The organism is Roseibium marinum (assembly GCF_002906165.1).
GTDB classification, from domain to species: Bacteria; Pseudomonadota; Alphaproteobacteria; order Rhizobiales; family Stappiaceae; genus Roseibium; species Roseibium marinum.
The window spans coordinates 226,363-248,624 of record NZ_PPCN01000005.1; the positions used below are offsets into that span (position 1 = coordinate 226,363).

Here is a 22,262-nt window from a genome sequence, read left to right on the forward strand (position 1 = left end):
TCATGCCAGCCGTATTGAATAAATCTCTGTCGATTACAGGTGTCATCACGCAGCTTCCACCATTTCCGCGCGAATTTTTTCCGGAAGATAGGCCACAAGCATTTCCTTGATGAGCGCCGGGCTCTTGGATTCGCGAATCTGGCACACGCCGTCGATGATCAGGGTCTGATTGAGTTCATCGGTATCGAATTTCGCGTCAAGCTTGTCCACCAGCGGCAGACAGATGATGTTCGAAATAAGCGCTCCGTAGAGCGTGGTCAGAAGCGCGATGGCCATGGAAGGGCCGATCGCGGCCGGATCGTCCATGTTCGCCAGCATCTGCACTAGGCCGACCAGCGTGCCGATCATGCCGAATGCCGGCGCCGAATCTCCCAGCGCCTTGAAGACGCGTTTGCCTTCGGCCAGCCGCGAAAGCTGAAGGTCGCGCTCGCGCTCCATGGATTCCTTGATGAAATCAAGTTCGTAACCGTCGGCGATATATTGAACGCCCTTTGCCAGGACCGGATCGGATACATCGACGTTTTCCAGCCCGAGAGGGCCGGATTTACGGACAATCTCGCCAAGATTGGTGATTTCTGAAATCAGGTCGCGTGGTTTCGCGCCGCTACCGGCGAGGGCAACCTTGAAACCGGTCACGAAAGCGGCGGCTATGTTCGAGAGCTGAAACCGGATCAGCGTTGCGGCGAGGCCGCCGCCGATCACGATCAGCATCGATGGAACATCGACGAATTGGCCGAAACTGCCGCCAATAAAAATTGCGGTAATGACGATGCCGAAGGCACCAACAATTCCAATTAGGGTCGCCAGATCCATTCTGTACACACACCAAGGTCTGTGGCTTTTAAGCCATTGAAACTTGGATGCAGTGTAAGTGCGGTATGGCTAATCAAATCCTAATGCGAAGCGTAATCTGACGCCGGAAAGTAACTTTTTCCGCACGAGACCGTATTTTTACGGAGAAAACACCGGCGCAGGCAAGCAGGATCAGGCGGCGCCGATCCGCAACAGATCGTGCAAATGGACAATGCCGACCGGCCGCCCGTCCGAAACGACGAACACAGACGTGATCGCCAGACTGTTCACCAGCTCCAGTATGGAGGCGGACAGGGTGCTCGGCGACACGGATTTCGGTGCCGGGGTCATGATTTCGCCGGCAGTCTTTTCCAGAAGGTTGGAGGAGACATGGCGGCGCAAGTCACCGTCGGTGATGACACCGATGAGCTGTTTCAGCTCGTCCGTGACGCCAAGGACACCAAATCCCTTCTGCGTCATAAGAACGATGCCTTCGCTCATCGGAGTGGATGCCGGCACCAGTGGCATCCTGTCACCGGAATGCATGATGTCCTTGGCGGTTTTCAGGCTCGCACCGAGCTTGCCGCCCGGATGGAAGACGCGGAAATCCTGTGCCGTGAAACCACGGCCCTCCAGCAACGCCACCGCGAGCGCATCGCCGATCGCCAGCTGTATCAGCGCAGATGTCGTCGGGGCGAGCCCGTGCGGGCAGGCTTCAGCCACGCTCGGCAGTTTCAGGACCAGATCCGCGGAGCGGCCGAGGGTGCTGTCCTGGCGGGACGTGATGGCGACCAGCGGAACCTTGAAGCGTCTTGTATAGCTGACGATGCTCGCGAGCTCCTGGGTTTCCCCGGACCAGGAGAGCGCGAGGACAACGTCACTTTCCGTGATCATGCCCAGATCGCCGTGGCTTGCCTCGCTCGCATGCACGAAAAACGCTGGTGTCCCGGTGGACGCCATGCTGGCGGCAAGCTTGACGCCGATATGTCCGCTCTTGCCCACGCCGGTTACGATGACGCGGCCCTTGCTGTTGCGAATGAGGTCGAAAGTCTGCTGAAAAGGTCCGGCAAGGCCGTTTTTTAATGCGGCACGCACCGCGCTCAATCCGGCAATTTCCGTTTCCAGAGTGCGCTCCGCGGAAACCAGGCAAAGCGACGTCATGTCCACGTCTTCGTCAGCGATAGGGTCGGGCAAGAGATTGGTCATCTATTTGATCTTATTGTTCCTGTTCATACTAGCTCTAGGCTACTCCATCAGTAGGATCAAGAAGCCGTCATCCATTAAATGGATTTAATCGATAAAGTTCTTTCCGCATGCCACTTTGCGAAAAAGAAACGAAGGATTAACCATCATTCGTCAGTTTGAACCGGATCCTGAAACCGACCGGTTCTGACTGTTCATGCGCGGCATCCTGCTCCTTATAATCTGTTCCGCCTTCCTGCAGGCCATGCCGGCGGCCGCGCAGACGGCCGCGTCGGATCTGAGGGGCGCGCGAGATCCGCAAGACCCGCTGAGTGCGGAAGATGCCGAGGGTGCGGCGGAACAGAACCCAACGCGCAATCCCACGCAGGCCGACATCTATCCGCTCAGGGGCACGCTCAACAGCGCCGAGGCGGAAACGGGTTCGACCGGACTTGGTACCAACGGCCGGGCGCAATCCGTCAGACCCTTTTCCGACCGGCTGGCCGCGGTCAACCGGGCCGTTCCCCTGCCGGAAACGCTGGTCGACACGACTGTCTTCGACGGTGATACGTCTTTCGACGCGGCTGAAGGTATCCGTCTGGGCTCGTTCACCCTGACACCGCAGCTCACGCTGTCCTCAGGCTGGACCGACAATACCTCACAGTCGGCGAACGGCACCTCGGGCGGGTTCTACAGACTGTCTCCGGATGTAGCGCTGACTTCGGGCTGGTCCCGGCATCAGCTCGACATGTCGCTTCGCGGTTCCTACACCGGCTATCCGGACTCCCCCGACGACGATGACACCTCGGTCGCGGCGGCGGCAAACCTGCGCCTCGATATCAGCGAGGCGACGCAGATGAACGGCGGTCTGGCCTACGCCTATTCGCGAGAAGACGACGGCAGTGCGGAATCCTCCTCCGGCACGGATCATGTCCAGACGCTTTCGGGCAGCCTGGGCGCCACCAGAGCCATCGGTCTGGTGGCGGCAACCGCGTCCGTCGGCGCCGACCGGAACATCTACACATCCGACGGCGGAAGTGGCGGAAGTACGGAAAGCGGGCGGGACAACACCCTCTATTCGACAAGTCTGCGGCTGGACGGCAATGCCGGGGGCGTACTGTCGCCCTTCGTCGAAGGCTCCCTGCTGCTGCGGCGCTACGACCAGAGCTGCAGCGACAGTCTTTGCGAAAAGCGGGACGCCAACGGGTATCAGCTCCGGGGCGGCCTGACCGTGGCTTCCGGTCCGAAGATCACGGGGGAACTGGGCGCCGGCTGGCGGATCGAGGATATCGAGGACAGCAGGCTGGATAACCTGTCCGGACTTGTGGTGGATGGCTCCCTGGTCTGGTCGCCTAGCCGCCTGACGACCGTCACCGCGGGTCTGGGAACCAGTTTCGAGGCAACCGATATCAACGGGGCGAGCGGCTCGATCATCTATTCCGGCGATATCCGCCTCGCCCACGCCTTCAGCGACCGTTTCGTGGCCGAGTCCGGCTTCGGTTACAGCTACCGGACCTACCAGGGCGTTTCGATCGAGGAGAGCACCTTGACCGGCTTCAGCGGACTGACATTCGCCCTGACACGCAACGTGGCGCTGACCGCCGATTATACCCACCGCCGCTTCGACAGTTCCCAGGCAGGTAGCGATTATTCGGAAAATGCTGTTGAAGCAGGCCTGAGATTCCGGCATTAACGGTACGGTAACCAAAACAAGATCAATTGTGGTGCGGGGGCAGAAGCAAATACGGAACGGGCTGAAGGAGGCCCAAATGCGGACAGCTATGCGTCACTCAGCAAACGTCAATTTCTCTGCGCCCTTTGACAAAATTCTGAAAACCGTCTTGTCGCGTTTTCTTTGCATGGCGGCCCTCGCAGCCGGTCTGATCGTGTGGGCTCTGCCCGCGCAGGCCGACGTGGGCTTCCAGCGGTTCATTTCCGGGTTCTGGCCGACGGCCAAGGCGGCCGGGATTTCCTCTCAGACCTACAACGCCGTCTTCTCGGGCATGCAGCCGGACGAAGACACGCTGCGCCTGATGAGCAAGCAATCCGAGTTCGTCAAGCCGATCTGGGACTATCTCGACAGCGCGGTTTCGAAGGACCGGGTCGAGAAGGGCCGTAAATTTCTGAACGAATACGGCCCCGTCCTGCAGAAGATCGAGGCCCGCTACGGGGTCGACCGCGAGGCGGTACTGGCGATCTGGGGCATGGAAACCAACTACGGCGGCTTCATGGGCCGCCACAATGTGGTGCAGGCGCTGGCGACGCTCGCTTATGCCGCGCCGCGCCGCAAGAGCTTCTGGGAGAAGGAACTGGTTACAGCGCTCGAGATCGTCCAGGCCGGGCATGTCCGCTTTCAGGACATGGAGGGCTCATGGGCCGGGGCCATGGGGCATACGCAATTCATGCCGTCCAGCTGGAAGGCCTATGCGGCAGATTATGACGGAGACGGCCGCCGGGATATCTGGACCTCAATCCCCGACGCCCTTGCCTCCACGGCCGCCTATCTGCGCAAGCACGGCTGGCAGACAGGCAAAACCTGGGGGTACGAAGTCAAGCTGCCGGCCGGTTTCGATTATCATCTGGCCGATGGCGACAAGACGCTGACCCTGGGCGAATGGGGCCGATACGGTATCCGCCGTTCGAACGGCAAGGGTTTTCCCCGGCCTTCCGACAACGCCATCCTGGTTCTGCCCGCCGGAGCCAGCGGTCCGGCGTTTCTGATGCTGCGCAATTTCTATGTGATCAAGCGCTACAACAACGCGACCGCCTATGCCCTCGGGGTCGGACTTCTGGCGGACCGCATCATCGGCGGCGGCACGCTGGAAGGCGACTGGTCGCGGGAGCATATGCCGCTCAACCGCTCCGAGACGGCGGAACTTCAGGCGCTGCTCAACCGCCGCGGATTTTCCGTGGGGACCGCCGACGGCAAGATCGGACCCGCGACCCGCCGGGGCATCCGTGCCTATCAGAGTTCCAGAGGCCTCGTTCCGGACGGCTATGCCTCCGTGGTTCTGCTGGCGCATCTGAAGATGGACGGGTAAAGTCGGCCCGAGACCCATTTCCATCTGGAGCCCGGTGTGACCATCCGAACCTGGAAGAACAGAGCCGGCCAGGCATCAAGGTCGATTGCAGGGCTGGCAATTGCTTTTTCACTTGTTCTTTTGAGCGACGGGCTTCCCGCCGCCCTGGCGCAGGATGCTCCGGGCGAGGAGATTATCGTCGCGCAGAACGGGGTATTCGGCGGGTTCAATCCCTTCGCGCCGCTGCAACGGCTGTTTGGCGGCGGACGGGAGCGCAAACCCGCGAAGAAGCAACCTTCCCGAACGCGTAAACCACAGGTGGCCCGGCCCGCCGGAACGCCGCCCAGGTTCGAAATCATGGCGAAGGATCCGGATGCGGGCCTGATCCTGGTGGTCGGCGACCGGATGGCGCGCGGGGTCGCGGACGGTCTCAAATTCACGCTCGCGGACAAACCGCAGATCCGCGTTGAAGCGGTGAGCGAAGACAAGGCCGGTTTTGCCGGCGACACCGCGCCGGACTGGGCGGCCCAGGTGCTGTCGAAGATCCGCGGAGCGGACGTCAAGGCCGTGGTGGTGATGATCGGCCAGCAGGATATCGGCAAGACCTTTCCCGGCGAGCCGCCGGTGGAGTTCATGACCGCCGAATGGCTGGACACTTACCGCAAGAAGGTCGATGCCCTCGTCCGTGTGGTCCGGCAGGAGAGAAAGCCGATTGTCTGGGCCGGTTTGCCGCCCACCAACCAGGAACTCCTCAACGGCGACTTCACCCAGCTCAATTCGATTTTCCAGAGCGCCGCTGAAGACCGGCGGGTCCGTTATGTCGATATCTGGGACATTTTCCTGGCCGATGACGGCAGCTATTCCTCCTATGGGCCGGATGTGGACGGCAAGAACGCCAAGCTGCGGGCGAACAACAGGATCGATTTCACCTGGGCCGGTTACCGCAAGGTCGCGTTTTTCGTCGAACGGGAATTGTCGCGCCTTCTGGGCGGTTATGGCGGTCTGGCCTTCGAAGGGGTCGAGGACGATCCGAACTTCATCGTCCTGACCGGCCGCACGACCTCGCCTGAAACCCTGCTTCTGGGCGGTGAGGAGGAGGCGCGGATGGACAAGGACAGCGCGGCCTATGGCCTCTTCGTCGCGGGAAAACCGCTACCTCCGGTCCCCGGCCGCGTCGACGATCCGCGCATGCCGGTGGGGGGAGCTTCGGCGCTCGGGGACGCCGTGCCGAGCGGGTCGTAGAGGCGTAACACCAGACCGCTTGACCAGAAGGGCTGCTCTCCATCCTGGGCCGTAAGGAGGCTCTCTGTTTCCGGCGCGTGAACCTGAGAAAGCGGACTTATGCGTATGTTCGACCGGCAGAGTTGCGATCCGAATCCCGCTGGGCGGGGTCGTGCAGGATAAGACCGGGCAAGATTGCTGTGCCATAGCGTTATGAGGCTACAGGCAGGCATTCACGGCAGAAGAACCAGACTGCCGGTCGTGTCGCCTGCCTCGAGCTTCATATGTGCCTTTGCGGCCTCCGCCAGTCGGAATTGCCCGCCGATCTCAACGGCAATGCCAGCTTCGATTGCCTCGATGACCGCTTGGGCCGCTTCGCGATAGCGGCCCCGGTCGGCCGAATAGGCCATGACGCTCGGCTTTGCCAACGCGGCCATCCCCAATTCCTCGATCCGGATCGGAGGAACCGGTCCAGCCACCCAGCCGATGCTGGCTACCGTGCCGAAGGGACGAACGCACCTGAGCGATTGTCTCAACATGTCACCTCCGATACCGTCGATCACGAAGTCGACGCCTTTTCCGTCTGTGAAATCGGCGATTTCCCCGGCGACATCCGCAGTTCGGCCGACAATGACATGGTCGGCGCCAGCCGCCGTGGCGAATGCTGCTTTCTCCTGCGTGCTTGCCGTCCCGATCACAGTGGCTCCGAGACGTTTGGCCCTGCGGACGAGCATCGCGCCAAGGCCGCCCGCGGCGGCATGAACCAGCAGGACCGAGCCGGCTCGCACCGGAAAACTGACCGTCAGCAGCATATTCGCGGTCAGGCCGCGCAGCATCGACGTGGCCGCGGTTTCGAAGGGAACGCTCAGAGGCAACCGAACGGCCCGCCAAGCGGGTAGCAGCCTGATCGAGGTATAGCCGCCGGGAACGCCCGCATAGACCACGCGATCCCCGATCCGGAGCCCCTCCACGTCAGGACCGACAGCCTCGACAATACCAGCCCCTTCGACGCCTGGAATGCGAGGCTCCGGCAACGGATAAAGACCGCTGCGATGGTAGATGTCGATGAAATTGATGCCGATTGCGAACTGGCGCAGGAGAATCTCACCTGGGCCGGGCACCCGCCGCGTGGCTTCCATTGTCTCCAGGACTTCCGGACCGCCGTGTGCCGCTATACGAACCTGTATATCCATGAGTATTGCCTCCATCTAACCGACACGATGATGCCGGCTTGCGGAACACGGGGAAATTCCCTTTATTTTCTCATTGGAAGGGAATATTTTAACATATGGATTGGGAGAGCTTGCGCCATTTTTCGGCCTTCGCGACGCATGGCAGTCTGACGGGCGCGGCGCGTATGCTCACGGTGGAGCATGCGACGGTCGCCCGCCGGATAGCCGCGCTGGAGGAGTACCTCCAGGTCAAGCTGGTCGATCGGCGCGGGCGTCGTCTGATGCTGACACCGGATGGTGAGCGGATCGCGGCGATTGCCAGAGGCATGGATAGCGATGCCGCGACAATCGAACGTGCGGCTGCCGGCGCACGCGCCGAACTGAGCGGCAAGATCACGATCAGTGCTCCGCCGGCTTTCGCGGCGGCCCGGCTCGCGGCGCCGCTTGCTGCCTTGCGCCGGCGCCATCCCGGGCTGGAGATCCGGCTCATCGGCGAATCCCGCAGCGCGGCGCTGGAACGGCGCGAAGCGGATATCGCCCTTCGGCTCAGCCGCCCCGAAGAGGGCGAGTTCACGATCACAAAGCTCGGTGTGATGACATTTCATCTCTATGCCAATCCAACCTATCTGGAGGAGACGCCGGAGCAGGACTGGACTTTCATCGGCTATGACGAACCCATGACATCCGCGCCCCAGCAAATGAAGCTTCGCGAAATTGCGGCCGGCAGACCCGTCGCCTTCACTGCCAGCACAATAGAGATACAATTGGCGGCAACCAGGGCTGGCGCCGGTGTCGCGATTTTACCTGAATTCACCGTTGAGGGAGACACCGCGCTCGTGCGCGTGAACGCGAACGGGTTTGTTTTCCATCGCGATATCTGGTTGGCCGTTCATTCGGATATGAAGGCCGCTACAGGCATACGCATCACAATCGAAGCGCTGAAAACCGCGCTTGCCGAATATCGTACAAAAAAGGCAGGCGGTCATCGGTAGCGGCAGGGGACAGGAATTCCGGCCACGCAATCGCCGGTGCCTTGCGGACCGGGTGGCAGTCGAACACATCGGCAGAAGTAGTCGCAGGCCGTTAGAGACCGCGTGATGAATGGCGGCTTTTGGAACTTGGCCTGTGGGCCTTTGATGTCCGGGATGAGGGTGTTGAGCAGTCGTTGATTGGGCTGCCATGCAAGTTCTGCTAAGGGCTAAAACTTGCCCAAGAGCTTTGCCAGTTCGAATGTCCGCTTAGGTACTTACTTGTCCGAAAGCCATCCGTCCCCTTCCGCCCGACGCCTACAATCCGCCCGTTTCCCGGGGCGAGCGCCATATCGCACATGTTCCGGAGAGGCCCGGAACGGAGCTTCAATGCGGGTCGTTTCAGGTCCGCTCACACGGGCGCTGAGGCCCCGGCGCGAGGCCGGGGCGGCACAGAGAGTGCCGGAGACAACGATACGCTGCGGCCTTTAACGTGGCAGGTCGGTTGCACCGGTCAGGAAGAGGTCGACGGAGCGGGCTGCCTGGCGGCCTTCGCGGATGGCCCAGACGACGAGGGACTGGCCCTTGCGGACGTCGCCGGCGGCGAAGACCTTGTCGAGGCTGGTCCTGTAGGTTTCCGTATCGGCCTTTACATTGGTGCGCCCGTCGAGTTCGAGCTTGTCGCCGGCCTGGGTGATGTAGGTTTCCAGCAGGGGGCCGGAAAAGCCGATGGCGGCCAGAACCAGATCGGCGCGCAGGATGAATTCGGTGCCTTCGATCGGGCGGCGCTTTTCATCGACGCGGGCGCATTTGACGCCGGTCACCTTGCCGTCTTCTCCGACAAGGGCGAGGGTGGCCGCGGAAAACTCCCGCTCGGCGCCTTCGGCCTGCGAGGACGACGTGCGGAACTTGGTCGGCCAGTAGGGCCAGACGGCGAGCTTGTCTTCCTTGAGCGGCGGGATCGACCGGATGTCGAGCTGGGTGACGGAAAGAGCGCCCTGGCGGAAGGCGGTGCCGACGCAGTCGGAGGCCGTGTCGCCGCCGCCGATGACGACGACATGCTTGCCGCCCGCCCAGATCGGCGCCTCGTCGCTTTCCGGTTCGCCGCCGACACGGCGGTTCTGCTGGACAAGATAGGGCATGGCCCAGTGGCAGCCTTCCAGCTCCATGCCGCCGACACCGGGATCGCGCGGGCGCTCGGCGCCGGCGCACAGGATGACCGCGTCATGACGCTCGGCGAGTTCTTCCAGGCTGACGGTCACGCCGACATTGACACCGTAATGGAAGCTCACACCTTCGGCTTCCATCTGGCTCACGCGGCGGTCGATATAGTGCTTTTCCATCTTGAAGTCGGGAATGCCGTAGCGCAGCAGGCCGCCGGCTTTCGGCTCGCGCTCGTAGACGTGCACGGTGTGTCCGGCGCGTGCCAGCTGCTGGGCCGCGGCCATGCCGGCCGGGCCGGAGCCGACGATGGCAACCGCCATGCCGGTCTTGGTGGCGGAAGGTTCGGGAACGATCCAGCCTTCTTCCCAGCCCTTGTCGGCGATGGCCTGTTCGACGCTTTTGATGTTGACCGGAACATCTTCCAGATTGAGCGTGCAGGCTTCCTCGCACGGCGCCGGGCAGATGCGGCCGGTGAATTCGGGAAAATTGTTGGTCGAATGCAGGTTGCGCAGGGCGATGTCCCAGTCGCCCTGGTAGACGAGGTCGTTCCAGTCCGGGATCTGGTTGTTGACCGGACATCCGTCGGGACCGTGGCAGAACGGAATGCCGCAATCCATGCAGCGCGCCGCCTGGTTGACGACTTCCTGCTCATTCAGCGGAATGATGAATTCGCGGAAATGGCGGATACGGTCTGACGCGGGCTGGTACTTCTGTTCCTGCCGGTCGATTTCCAAAAACCCGGTTACCTTCCCCAAGGCGACCTCCTCAAACTGTGCTGCATTCACGTGATTTCACATCGATGCAGGTCAAACTAAGTGGCTGCAATCGGCCGCGGAATGCGGCCGAGAGCCCAGTTGTTCAATTGTCCCGTTATTCCGCCGCGACCATGCCCAACCGCTGATCTTCCATTTCCCGCAGCGCGCGGCGGTATTCCACCGGCATCACCTTGACGAACTTCGGCCGGTAGGCGGGCCAGTCGTCCAGGATGGCTTCCGCCTTGGCGGAACCGGTCAGTTCCAGATGCTTGGCAAGCATCTGGCGCAGGCGTTCGTCATCGTGGCGGGACATGTCACAGGACAGGTCGACCCGGCCCTTGTGCTCGATGTCGCCGCCATGGTGATGCAGCTTTTCCAGAAGATCGTCTTCCTCGCTCACCGGTTCCAGCTCAACCATGGCCAGGTTGCAGCGGGACCCGAAGGTGCCGTCCTCGTCGAGGACATAGGCGATGCCGCCGGACATGCCGGCCGCGAAGTTGCGTCCGGTCTGGCCGATAACGACGACGACACCGCCGGTCATGTATTCGCAGCCGTGGTCGCCAACGCCTTCCACAACGGCAATGGCGCCGGAATTGCGGACCGCGAAGCGTTCACCCGCCACGCCGCGGAAATAACATTCCCCCTCGGTCGCGCCATACAGAACGGTGTTGCCGACGATGATGGAATTTTCCGCGACGATGCGGGTGTTTTCCGGCGGACGCACGATGAGCTTGCCGCCCGACAGGCCCTTGCCGACATAGTCGTTGGCATCGCCGGCCAGATCGATCGTGACCCCGCGGGCGACAAAGGCACCGAAGGCCTGACCGGCGGTTCCCTTCAGATTGATCTTCAGGGTGTCGGGCCGCTTGAGCCCCTTGTTGCCGTAGCGCCTGGCGATCTCGCCGGAGAGCATCGCGCCGACCGACCGATCGACCGAGCAGATGGTTTCCTCGATCACGGTCGGCTCCAGGTTTTCCAGAGCCGGCATGGCCGCCGCGATCAGGCGGCGATCGAGAATATCGTCGATCGGATGCTGCTGGCGCTTTGTCCAGCGGGTTTCTTCCGGCGCGGCTTCCGGCTGGAAGAAGATCCGGGAGAAATCGAGTCCCCTGGCTTTCCAATGGTCGATCGCCGCATTCTTGTCGAGGAAGTCGGACCTGCCGACAAGATCGTCCAGCCTGGCGACGCCAAGCCCGGCCATCAGTTCGCGCACTTCCTCGGCTACGAAGAAGAAGTAGTTGATCACATGTTCCGGAGCACCCTTGAACCGCTTGCGCAGGACCGGGTCCTGGGTGGCGATGCCGACCGGGCAGGTATTGAGATGGCATTTGCGCATCATCAGGCAACCGGCCGCGATCAGCGGAGCCGTCGAGAAGCCGAATTCGTCCGCACCGAGCAGTGCGCCGACAATGACGTCCCGGCCGGTGCGCAGGCCGCCGTCCACCTGAAGGGCGATGCGCGAGCGCAGGCCGTTCAGCACCAGGGTCTGCTGGGTTTCGGCAAGGCCGATTTCCCAGGGCGAGCCGGCATGCTTGATGGAGGTGAGCGGAGACGCGCCCGTGCCGCCGTCATAGCCGGAGATGGTGATGTGGTCCGCCCTTGCCTTGGCGACGCCCGCGGCAACCGTGCCGACGCCGACCTCGGACACCAGCTTGACGGAAATGTCCGCCCGCGGATTGACGTTCTTCAGGTCGTAGATGAGCTGCGCCAGATCCTCGATGGAATAGATGTCATGGTGCGGGGGCGGTGAGATCAGGCCGACGCCCGGCGTGGAGTGGCGCACCTTGGCGATGACCGCGTCCACCTTGTGGCCCGGCAACTGTCCGCCTTCGCCGGGCTTCGCGCCCTGGGCGACCTTGATCTGGATCATGTCGGCGTTGACCAGATATTCGCTGGTCACGCCGAAGCGGCCGGAAGCAACCTGCTTGATGGCGGAGCGCTGCGGGTTCATCGAGCCATCGGGCAGCGGATTGAAGCGCTCGGGCTCCTCACCGCCTTCGCCGGTGTTGGACTTGCCGCCGATCCGGTTCATGGCCATCGCAAGCGTGGTATGGGCCTCGCGCGAGATGGAGCCGAAGGACATGGCGCCGGTGACGAAGCGCTTGACGATGCTTTCCGCCGATTCCACTTCGGAAATGTCGATGGGCTTGCGGCCGATTTCTTCCGCGCCCCTGATGCGGAAAAGTCCGCGGATGGCGTAGCGGCCGCTTTCCTCGTTCACCTGTTTGGCGAAGGCCCGGTACATCTCCGGCAGCGCCGAGCGCACGGCATGCTGCAGCGTGGCGACGGAGTCCGGCGTCCACATGTGGCTTTCGCCCCGGGTCCGGAAGGCATATTCGCCGCCGACGTCCAGCGAGCGGCGCAAAATGGCGACATCGCCGAAAGCTTCTGCGTGGCGAAGGACCGTCTCCTCGGCAACTTCGCCAAGCCCGATCCCCTCGATCATGGTGGCGGTGCCGAAGAAATATTTCTTCACGAATTGCGAAGACAGGCCGATGGCGTCGAAAATCTGCGCGCCGCAATAGGACTGGTAGGTCGAGATGCCCATCTTGGACATGACCTTCAAGATGCCCTTGTCGATGGATTTGATGTAGCGCTTGACGACCTCGTGCTGATCGACCTCTTGCGGGAAGTCCATCTCCATATGCATCGACAGGAGCGTCTCGAAGGCGAGATAGGGGTTGATGGCCTCCGCCCCGTAGCCTGCCAGAACGCAGAAATGATGGATTTCACGGGCCTCGCCGGTTTCCACCACCAGGCCGACTGAGGTCCTGAGGCCCTTGCGGATCAGGTGATGATGCACGGCGGCCGTGGCGAGCAGGGCCGGGATCGCGATCCGCGAGCGGCTGATCAGCCGGTCGGACAGGATGATGATGTTGTAACCGTCCGTGACCGCCTTTTCGGCGCGCTCGCACAGTTCCTCCACCGCGCCCGCCATGCCGCCGGCGCCCTTTTCGGAATTATAGGTGATGTCCAGCGTCTTGGCGGAGAACTGGTTGTCGGCGATATCGCCGATGGCGCGGATCTTCTCCAGGTCCTCGTTGGTGAGGATCGGCTGGCGCACTTCCAGGCGCTTGGATGTCGACATGCCTTCCAGATCGAAGAGGTTCGGGCGCGGGCCGATGAAGGAGACAAGGCTCATCACCAGTTCTTCGCGGATCGGATCGATCGGCGGGTTCGTGACCTGGGCGAAGTTCTGCTTGAAATAGGTGTAAAGCAGCTTCGACTTGTCGGACAGGGCCGAGATCGGCGTGTCCGTTCCCATGGAGCCGATGGCTTCCTGGCCGACGGTCGCCATCGGTGTCATCAGAAGCTTGATGTCTTCCTGGGTGTAGCCGAAGGCCTGCTGACGGTCGAGCAGGCTTTCGCCGGCGACCGGCGCCCGCTGGCGCACGCCCGGCAGATCTTCCAGAACGATCTGGGAGCGGTGCAGCCAGTCCTTGTAGGGGTTGGCGGTCGACAGCTGCCGCTTGATTTCGTCGTCGGAGACGATCCGGCCCTCTTCCAGGTCGATCAGCAGCATCTTGCCCGGCTGCAGGCGCCATTTCTGGAGGACGCGTTCCTCTTCGACCGGCAGTACGCCGACTTCCGAGGACATGATGACATAGTCGTCGTTGGTGACGATGTAGCGGGCCGGGCGCAGGCCGTTGCGGTCAAGCGTCGCGCCGATCTGGCGGCCATCGGTGAAGGCGACGGCGGCCGGTCCGTCCCACGGCTCCATCAGCGCCGCGTGATATTCGTAAAAGGCCCGGCGGTTGTCATCCATCAGCGGATTTCCCGCCCAGGCTTCCGGGATCAGCATCATCGCGGCATGGGCGAGGGAATAACCGCCCATGACGAGGAATTCCAGCGCGTTGTCGAAGCACGCGGTATCGGACTGGCCTTCATAGGAGATCGGCCAGAGCTTGGAGATATCGTCCCCCAGCAGCGCCGAGGAGACGGAGGCCTGACGGGCCGCCATCCAGTTGACGTTGCCGCGCAACGTGTTGATTTCGCCGTTATGCGCAACCATCCGGTAAGGGTGGGACAGGTCCCAGGACGGGAAGGTGTTGGTGGAGAAGCGCTGGTGCACCAAAGCAAGCGAGGAGGTGAAGCGCTCGTCCTTCAGGTCGGCGTAATAGGCGCCGAGCTGATAGGCGAGGAACATGCCTTTATAGACGATGGTGCGGCTGGAGAGCGATACGATGTAGAAGCCCTTGCCGACCGCTTCGGTTTCCGCGCGCACCCGGTTGGAAATCACCTTGCGCAGCACGTAAAGCCGGCGCTCAAAGGAGTCCGGATCGTCGCCGTTGGTCTTGCGGATGAAGACCTGACGGGAATAGGGCTCGGTCGCGGCGATATCGGGGGACTTGGAGAGCGAGGAATTGTCGACAGGAACGTCGCGCCAGCCGATCAGCTCCTTGCCTTCTTCCTCGATGATGTTTTCGATGATTTCTTCGCATCGGGCACGCAGGGACGGGTCCTGAGGCATGAAGATGAAGCCGACGCCATAGTCGCCGCTGGCCGGCAGCGCGCTGCCCGCCTTTTGCATTTCCTCAGCGAAGAAGTCGTGCGGGATCTGCACCAGCATGCCCGCGCCGTCGCCCATGAGCGGATCGGCACCGACCGCGCCGCGGTGGGTCAGGTTTTCCAGAACCTGCAATCCGTCCGCGATGATCCTGTGAGATTTCACGCCCTTCATTTGGGCGACGAAGCCAACACCGCAGGCATCGTGTTCGCGCGAGGGATTGTAGAGCCCTTTGTCGGCGGCCGTGCCCAGTCGATCGGCAAGTGTGGCAGTGGGTTTCAAATCCACGCCGCCGGCCTGTATGGCTGTGCTGGTCGTCAGCTCCGTTTTTCTCATGTGCGCCCTCACTGTTAACCCCAGTGCCACCGTGGCTTGAAGCGTCCGGTTCCGTTCGGGTCGCATTCCTTCAAGAATGCGGCTCGGCGAACCCTGGCTTTCCCGCCCCGGCTCTGTTGTTGTATTTACTGCGCCGGTCCATCAAAATAAACCGTCGCAATGACACAGCGGAGTTTCCGCTGCCGAAACTTTCCGTCTCGCCGCTTCGCAAACCCTCCCCGGATCTGCAGAATGGTCAACCTGTCCGCTGCTCCTGGCCCGGCATCGTCAAAGGCCGGTAGCGCCGCAGTAAATGGGACAGTATCCCTGTCCTATTACAGGCGGCGCGACCATGACAGATTTCTCAGTCAGGAGCAAGTCCGTTTCTTGTAGCAGGTATTATAATTGTTTCGCGCAAAAAGTGCCAATCGTCTGGAAAGGTCTATTCCGGGGGAGTTTGAGAAAGAATCTTGCGTATCTTAAAGTTTTCTTAGCGCGGCTCGCAAAAGAGTAACACGCGTTTGATTTCCTATTTATCGTCAAGACGCTCATTTACACCCTGTGTCCGGGCTGCTTTCCAGGAGCCACGGCTGACACAGGATCCGAAGAACGACCAGAGGAGTTCGAGATGAAGCATAAAGCGATGTCCGCGGCGATTGTCGCCGGTGCCGTTGCAACCGCGGTTGCCGGTCTGTCGTCCACCGTGCCGGCTCACGCACAGGCGAAGGAGAAATGCTTCGGTGTTTCCCTGAAGGGCAAGAACGACTGCAAGGCAGGCGCTGGAACCACTTGTGCAGGCACGTCAACGGTCAACTATCAGGGCAATGCCTGGACGCTGGTCCCCAAGGGCACCTGCGTAACCATGGACGTGCCGGGCGATCGCCACGGCTCTCTGACCGAACTGAAGCGGGACCTCCCGGCAGCCTGATCCCGGGATATTCGGGCAGGCGGGAATGACGCCGCCTGCCTGAGACCAACTGTCGTCAATAGACACCTGTCCGATGCGTCCTTATTAACGGCGGTTGCCACGACATCCGTTTTCCCGCTCTGGAGCCTGCCATGTTTTCCGAGGGTTCACCGTCCCGACAGTCCCGTGCCGATGCCACAATCCCGGCGCATGCCGGAGCGGGCCTCAAGCCGGAGCATATCGCCGAAATTCTGGCGGACCGCGCGGATATCGGCTTCTTCGAGGTCCACGCGGAGAACTACATGGGTGCGGGCGGTCCGCCACACCGTCAACTGGAAGCGATTCGTCAGGACTATCCGCTGTCGCTTCACGGCGTCGGGTTGTCCATCGGCGGCGAACAGGCTCTGGACAAGGCGCATCTCCAGCGGCTCGCCGGGCTGAACCGGCGTTACGAACCGGGCCTTTTTTCCGAACATCTGGCCTGGTCGACCCACGACACGGCCTATTTCAACGATCTTCTGCCGGTTCCCTATGACGAAGCGGCGCTTGAGCGGGTGTGCGATCACATAGACGAGGTTCAGGAGACCGTCGGGCGGCGCATGCTTCTGGAGAACCCGTCTACCTATGTCGCCTTTGAACAAAGCACGATGAGCGAATTGGACTTCCTGAAGGAAATCACGCGCCGGACCGGTTGCGGGCTGCTTCTCGATATCAATAACGTCCATGTCTCCTGCACCAATCACCAGCGGTCCGCCGAGGACTACCTCGCGGATTTTCCCCTCAACGCAGTCGGCGAAATTCATCTGGGCGGTCATGCTCCCGACACGGACGATGCCGGCCGACCGCTGCTGATCGATGCGCATGACCGGGAGGTCGATGACGCCGTCTGGAAACTTTATGAGAGCGTCGTTCGAAATAACGGTCCGCTGCCGACTCTGATCGAATGGGACAATGACGTTCCCGCCTGGCCCGTTCTGTTCGCCGAGGTCAGGGCGGCGGAGCGGATCCTTGTCCAAGCGGCGGAACCCGGCCTCAGGCGCGCGGTGTGAGAATGGCCGCGCCAAAGTCACTTTCCAGTGTGGCCGGCCTGACTGACGTCACGGTCAGGACTGGTTCCGGGGAATTCGGCAGGGCCCTGCTGGACCCCGAAGCCGCTCCGCCGGCAGGCCTGGTCGGACCGGACGGCAAAGCGGCGCCGAAGCGCTTCAACGTCTACCGCAACAATGTGATCGTCAGTCTCAGTGAAGCCCTTGGGCAGACCTTTCCGGCCATCGTATCCCTTGTGGGGGACGACTATTTCAATGCGCTGGCGCGCGCCTTCGTGACCCGTCATCCGCCGCAGTCGCCGGTGCTCATGTGGTATGGCGGTGCGTTTGCCGGTTTCCTGGAAAGTTTTCCGCCGCTCGCGGCCTATCCCTATCTGGCGGATGTGGCCCGGGTGGAATGGGCCTGGCTTCAGGCCTATCACGCGGCGGACGCCGCACCGCTCGATCCGGCCGCCCTGAGCGCGGTCGCGCCGGAAGATGTTCCGGCAGTCAGGTTCACACGCCATCCCGCGGCGGCCGTCGTCGCCTCGAAATGGCCGGTTCTGGATCTCGTGCGCGCAAACAGGTTTGCGACGGACGCGGCGGCCGGTATCGATCTCGACGAGCCGCAAGCGGTGCTGGTCACCCGGCCGGATCTGGAAGTCGGTGTCTTTTTGTTGCGGCCGGGCGGGGAAGTGTTCTTAAGTGCCTTGCTCGAGGGCTCCACTCTGGAGGGGGCCGCTGCTTCGGCGCTGGAAAAGACTTCGGAGTTTTCACTTCCCGACTGCTTGTCGGACTGCCTTTCAAGCGGTGCATTCACCGCTATCGAAGGATACTGAGCCCGGCAGGACCGGGACGCTTTAAAAGGGGGATTTCATGGGTGCGCTGATCGGTTTCTTCGTAAGAGTGTACACGCTGGTGTTCGGAGCGCTGGAACGCCTGACCAATGGCTGGTTTCTGGGGTTGGCAGCCCGGTTCGTTTTCGCGGCGATCCTGTTGCAGTTCTTCTGGAATTCCGCGCTGACGAAAATCGGCGGAAACATCATGAACATCTTCACGCCCACGGCGGGCGCCTATGCGCAGATGTTGCCGAAAATGATGGAGCAGGTCAGTTACGACATCAGCCAGATCGCCTTTTTCCCTTACGGTCTGATGGTTCTGCTCGGTACCTGGGGCGAGTTCATCCTTCCGGCGATGGTGGTGGTCGGCCTGTTCACGCGGTTCGCCAGTCTCGGCATGATCGTCTTTATCTGCGTCATGACCTATGTGGACGTCTACGGCCACGGGGTGGATGCCAAAACGATCGGCGCGCTGTTCGACGGCGAGCCCTATGCGATCATCTCGGATGACCGGCTGCTGTGGATCTTCCTGCTGCTGGTGCCGACGCTCAAGGGCCCCGGAGTGATTTCCCTCGACTGGCTGCTGGGGCGCTACTACCGCAGGCGGGAAATGTACTACTAGGCCACTCTGGATTTCAGGATCTTCCGCTTTGCGAGGAATGCAGGCTTCAGACAGGACTGAAGCCTGCCAGAGTTTCCCAGACGGGCGGGCTGCGCCATTGCGGTTTGGCCGGGGGCGCGAGACGTTCGGCAAACAATACGATGGTTACGGCCGCCATTGCGGTCAGATGCAGATTTTCAACCGTCATCGGTACGATCATCCAGGGCCAGCACGCCGCGACGCAGGCCGTGCCTGTCATTGCGCCCTGGTCCGCGCAGTCGCGAAGCGTGCGCAGGCCGGAGGCGGAAATCCGGCGGAGCCGGTGGCACCGGTTGCGTGCACTTTGCGCAGACGGGCTGGCACTCCACACGAGCGCGAACGCGAACGAGGCCACTGTGTCCAGAGGAAAGGGCGCGGCGGCGGCAACGACGAACGCCAGGGGAACCAGCACAGCTCCCGCCAGAAGCCAGCACAGACCGTATCCCAGAGCGAACAGGCACGCGGCGCCGATCCGGTAACCTTTTGCCGGGGCGCGCAATATATGGGAAACAGGCAAGGACAGCAGCGGCGGCATCATGGCGAGAACCATGATCAGCCAGTCAAGCACAAGAGCGGACGGGGATCGCACCAGGGCTTCCAGGATCAGGATATCGGCAAGATAGTCCAGTGAAACCCCACCGCAGATCGACGAAATCCTCACCGATGCCGGCTGCAGGCCGAGCACCATGAACGCGGCGGCGGACAGCCCGAGCAGCTGAGGCATCGGGCTCAATTTCAACTGGAACGCAAAGGCGGCCAACCGGCTCATGTCAGTCGGAAATCTGGCGATAGATGCTGATGCGATCGACCGTGATCGGGCTTTCCGCACCTTTCGGCTGCGCGACGGTCACTTCCAGCGCGTCGAGGGACGTCCGGCCGTCCGCCTGTATGCGGGAAACAGCCGAGGTTATGTCGATCGCGACCGTGAAGCCGTTGCCCGCGTGAGATCCTTCGGTGGAAGACGCCTTGCCCAGACCGAACAGGACAACCGGCTCCAGTTCGATGATTTCACGGTCGCCACCCGGCCCGGAAGGCACCGCCAGCGATACGAGAAGGGCGCCTGTCGGCACCGATCCCCGAACGCCCTCAAGATTGAGAAAGATATGCGTTCCATCGACAGCTGCGGGGCTTGCAAAGGCGGCTTCCGCCATTTTGGTCTGCCGGAGGCCGACTCTGGAGGAAACCGATGCGTCGCCGACCTCGAGGCTTTCGGTATTGGAACCCATCAGGGCCGATTTCATCTCGCGCGATGCGCCGCCGGGGCGCTCTGAACTGACCATGGCAATCTCCGGTTCGCCGGCTGCGGCCGGTATGACGATGCCCGTGCCGTCCTCAAGGTCATCGTAAAGCGGAGCAAGCGGGCCGCCCGGCAGCGTTTCGCCGGGTGTGAATACATCTATGCCGCCGGATACCGTCGGCATGAGAAACTGTCTTGGAAACGGACCGTTTTTCCAGATGCCGCTGACTTCCTGGGAATTGGCGGGATCGGACAACCATGCTTCCCAGAGCCGGTCGATGTTGCAATGATGCAGCCAGAAAACCGGATCCAGCGCGGCGTAGTCGGGATCCGTCATCCAGCCGGCCGGCTGGAAGGTGGGTGTGACACCACCGATCATGACGTGAACCGGGCCGTGCGGATTGGCTTCGATGCCGCCGAAACTGTTGCCCTGTTGAGCGAAGCGGCTCACGGGGCCGCCATATCCCAGAACGCCCGGTGCGACGGCCGTGTAGATATCGATCGACTGTGCATCAAGATTTATGTCGGGTATTCCGATCCGCGGCATCGGCCCCAGAACCTGCAAGCCGCCGCGCGAGGCGGCGGACAAGGGATTGTCAGTGCCGTCGGGCAGTTTGTCTGCAAGAAATTCGGCCGGGATCTTGCGCGCATCCTGGTTCTGCGAATCCAGATAATTCCAATAGGGAAGAGCCCAGTCGTCCGGGCCGCCCTGGGCGGCAATCCAGTCGGCTGTCAAAGCCTCGAAGGCTGCCAGATAGCCGCGATGCCAGGGCAGAAAAAACCAGCCCGCGTGCTGGCACTGGTTAAGAACGTTGCGCTGCTCGATATCGGGCGGAACAGCGGTGCCGGCGGTGATAATGTTCTGCCGGATCCAGCCGTTCTGATCGAAACCGTGAATTGCACCGAAATAAAGCCAACTGGTCCGGTCGGCGAACGGGCGGGCCCTCATTGCCGCGACTGCCCTGGCGTACCATAGCAATTCCTCCGGCCAGGGGCCGTTCAGCTTGGCGATATCCTTGCGTATCCGGGTCATTCTGCAAAACCTCCAATGGGACCGGCAGGTGGCCGCTCATGGTCGCGGTCCTTGCTCTCAGTCTTCAATCAGTAAAAAAATCTCTGACCGGCAGCCTGTGCTGCGGCTTTTTCATTTTTATCTGGCGTTTTAAATTCTTGCGAAATGGCGCTGAAATTTTAATGAGTATTATTGTAGATGAATGTAAGGGTTCAGCTTGATCCATTCAGGGTTGTATTGTCAAGGTGGTTTTGCGGGTTGAAGCCGGGCAGGAACACCGGAGAACACGGCAGGGTGCCACCGCAAACTGCCTGATGACAGGTGTCATGGTGGTCATCGCGGCCGACAGTTGGTATGAACCGGTCCATGAATTTCGCAAGCGACAATTGGGCGGGTGCGGCTCCGGCGGTGATGTCGGCGCTGACCCGCCATAATTCCGGGTTCGCGCCGGCTTATGGCACGGACCCGTTGACGGACCGAATCTCGGAAAAATTCAATGAAATCTTCGAGCGGGAGGTGGCCGTCTTTTTCGTGGCGACTGGGTCGGCCGCCAATTCGCTAGCGCTGGCCGCCTATGCCAGGCCGGGCGGCGTCATCTTCTGTCACAGCGATGCTCACATCCGGGTCGATGAATGCAACTGCCCCGAATTCATGACCGGCGGCAGCAAGCTGGCCGGCGTTCCGGGCCCGCAGGGCAAAGTCACGCCGCAAGGCCTTCGCGAAGCGATGGCGGCCCATCCGGACGGGGTCGTGCATCACGGCCAGGTGGCGGCGGTGTCGATCAGCCAGGCCACGGAATGCGGCACGATTTATACCCTGGACGAGATTGCCGCCGTCAAGGAGGCCGCCAGGTCACGCGCCGTGCCTCTGCATATGGATGGCGCGCGCTTCGCCAACGCCCTCGTCACGCTCGGCTGCACACCGGCTGACATGACCTGGAAGGCCGGCGTCGATGTGCTGTCCTTCGGGGCGACCAAGAATGGCTGCTGGTGCGCGGAGGCCGTCGTCTTTTTCGATGCTGAAGCCGCCAGGGGATTTGAATATCTGCGCAAGCGCGGCGGACACCTGTTTTCCAAGAGCCGATTTGTCGCCGCGCAACTCGACGGTTATTTCGAAGACGGCACATGGCTCGCGGCCGCAGGTCACGCCAATGAAATGGCGGCCAGGCTGGCGCAAGGTATCCGGGACCAGGGTGGGCGAACCGCCTGGGCGGTGGACGCCAACGAGGTGTTTCCGATCCTGAAGCGCAGTCAGTTCGAGGCGCTGGAGGCGGCAGGCGCCAGGCTTTACGAATGGCCCGCGAAGGACCTTTCCTCAAACATCGCTCCGGCGGAAGACGAAGTCTGCCTGCGTATGGTCACCAGTTTCGCGACCACGGACGAGGATGTGAAGACATTCCTGAAGGTGCTGTAGGAAGCGGTTTGAGATAAGGCATCCGGCACATTCCTGCGCCAAACGAGCGCCCGGTTTCCCGGGCGCCCCGCGTCCTGGCACATTTCACTTTAA

General features: G+C 61.8%; 16 protein-coding genes. 9 read left to right on the forward strand and 7 right to left on the reverse strand.

The window, feature by feature from the left end:
* Positions 1-45: 45 nt before the first annotated feature.
* Both CLV41_RS13755 and CLV41_RS13760 read right to left on the reverse strand, forming a co-directional pair.
* Positions 46-813, reverse strand: a complete 768-nt coding sequence (locus tag CLV41_RS13755) for a motility protein A (protein WP_103222978.1) — start codon at positions 811-813, stop codon at positions 46-48.
* Between the two features lie 171 nt (positions 814-984).
* A complete protein-coding gene (locus tag CLV41_RS13760) occupies positions 985-1,998 on the reverse strand; it encodes a KpsF/GutQ family sugar-phosphate isomerase (protein ID WP_103222979.1) in 1,014 nt (337 codons plus the stop codon).
* 193 nt (positions 1,999-2,191) lie between these two features.
* On the opposite strand from CLV41_RS13760, the gene CLV41_RS13765 reads away from it, so the two are divergent.
* The 3 genes from CLV41_RS13765 to CLV41_RS13775 all read left to right on the forward strand — a co-directional run bounded on the left by CLV41_RS13765 (position 2,192) and on the right by CLV41_RS13775 (position 6,236).
* Positions 2,192-3,667 (forward strand): outer membrane beta-barrel protein, encoded by a 1,476-nt coding sequence (locus CLV41_RS13765; RefSeq protein ID WP_103222980.1) that lies wholly within the window; start codon positions 2,192-2,194, stop codon positions 3,665-3,667.
* Between the two features lie 166 nt (positions 3,668-3,833).
* Positions 3,834-5,015 carry a lytic murein transglycosylase gene (locus CLV41_RS13770; RefSeq protein WP_235867139.1) on the forward strand — a complete coding sequence of 394 codons (1,182 nt, stop codon included), beginning with the start codon at positions 3,834-3,836 and terminating at the stop codon, positions 5,013-5,015.
* 36 nt (positions 5,016-5,051) lie between these two features.
* The gene (locus CLV41_RS13775; RefSeq protein WP_103222982.1) at positions 5,052-6,236 is read left to right on the forward strand and encodes an SGNH/GDSL hydrolase family protein; all 1,185 of its coding nucleotides are present in this window, start codon (positions 5,052-5,054) and stop codon (positions 6,234-6,236) included.
* Between the two features lie 212 nt (positions 6,237-6,448).
* On the opposite strand, the gene CLV41_RS13780 is transcribed toward CLV41_RS13775, so the two are convergent.
* Positions 6,449-7,408 (reverse strand): quinone oxidoreductase family protein, encoded by a 960-nt coding sequence (locus tag CLV41_RS13780; RefSeq protein WP_103222983.1) that lies wholly within the window; start codon positions 7,406-7,408, stop codon positions 6,449-6,451.
* A 95-nt stretch (positions 7,409-7,503) separates the two neighbouring features.
* On the opposite strand from CLV41_RS13780, the gene CLV41_RS13785 reads away from it, so the two are divergent.
* Positions 7,504-8,379, forward strand: a complete 876-nt coding sequence (locus tag CLV41_RS13785; RefSeq protein WP_103222984.1) for a LysR family transcriptional regulator — start codon at positions 7,504-7,506, stop codon at positions 8,377-8,379.
* A gap of 464 nt (positions 8,380-8,843) precedes the next feature.
* Here the strand turns inward: CLV41_RS13785 and CLV41_RS13790 are convergent, their stop codons facing one another.
* Complete coding sequence (locus tag CLV41_RS13790; RefSeq protein ID WP_103223106.1) at positions 8,844-10,274, reverse strand: glutamate synthase subunit beta; 1,431 nt, start codon at positions 10,272-10,274, stop codon at positions 8,844-8,846.
* A 115-nt stretch (positions 10,275-10,389) separates the two neighbouring features.
* Positions 10,390-15,117 (reverse strand): glutamate synthase large subunit, encoded by a 4,728-nt coding sequence (gene gltB, locus CLV41_RS13795; RefSeq protein WP_103222985.1) that lies wholly within the window; start codon positions 15,115-15,117, stop codon positions 10,390-10,392.
* A 607-nt stretch (positions 15,118-15,724) separates the two neighbouring features.
* Between gltB and CLV41_RS13800 the strand changes: the two genes are divergently transcribed.
* From CLV41_RS13800 to CLV41_RS13815, 4 genes are all read left to right on the forward strand, one after another.
* Complete coding sequence (locus CLV41_RS13800; protein WP_103222986.1) at positions 15,725-16,024, forward strand: BufA1 family periplasmic bufferin-type metallophore; 300 nt, start codon at positions 15,725-15,727, stop codon at positions 16,022-16,024.
* 131 nt (positions 16,025-16,155) lie between these two features.
* Complete coding sequence (gene bufB, locus CLV41_RS13805) at positions 16,156-17,052, forward strand: MNIO family bufferin maturase (RefSeq protein ID WP_103222987.1); 897 nt, start codon at positions 16,156-16,158, stop codon at positions 17,050-17,052.
* A gap of 2 nt (positions 17,053-17,054) precedes the next feature.
* A complete protein-coding gene (locus CLV41_RS13810; protein ID WP_103222988.1) occupies positions 17,055-17,867 on the forward strand; it encodes an HvfC/BufC N-terminal domain-containing protein in 813 nt (270 codons plus the stop codon).
* Between the two features lie 37 nt (positions 17,868-17,904).
* On the forward strand, positions 17,905-18,489 hold the full coding sequence (locus CLV41_RS13815; RefSeq protein ID WP_103222989.1) for a DoxX family protein: 585 nt from the start codon (positions 17,905-17,907) through the stop codon (positions 18,487-18,489).
* A gap of 46 nt (positions 18,490-18,535) precedes the next feature.
* Here the strand turns inward: CLV41_RS13815 and CLV41_RS13820 are convergent, their stop codons facing one another.
* Both CLV41_RS13820 and CLV41_RS13825 read right to left on the reverse strand, forming a co-directional pair.
* Positions 18,536-19,276, reverse strand: coding sequence for a copper chaperone (locus CLV41_RS13820; RefSeq protein ID WP_103222990.1), 741 nt, complete (start codon positions 19,274-19,276; stop codon positions 18,536-18,538).
* Between the two features lies 1 nt (position 19,277).
* Entirely contained in the window at positions 19,278-20,777 is a 1,500-nt protein-coding gene (locus tag CLV41_RS13825) for a tyrosinase family protein (protein WP_103222991.1), read from the reverse strand.
* 345 nt (positions 20,778-21,122) lie between these two features.
* Between CLV41_RS13825 and CLV41_RS13830 the strand changes: the two genes are divergently transcribed.
* A complete protein-coding gene (locus tag CLV41_RS13830) occupies positions 21,123-22,169 on the forward strand; it encodes a threonine aldolase family protein (RefSeq protein WP_103223107.1) in 1,047 nt (348 codons plus the stop codon).
* Positions 22,170-22,262: the final 93 nt, after the last annotated feature.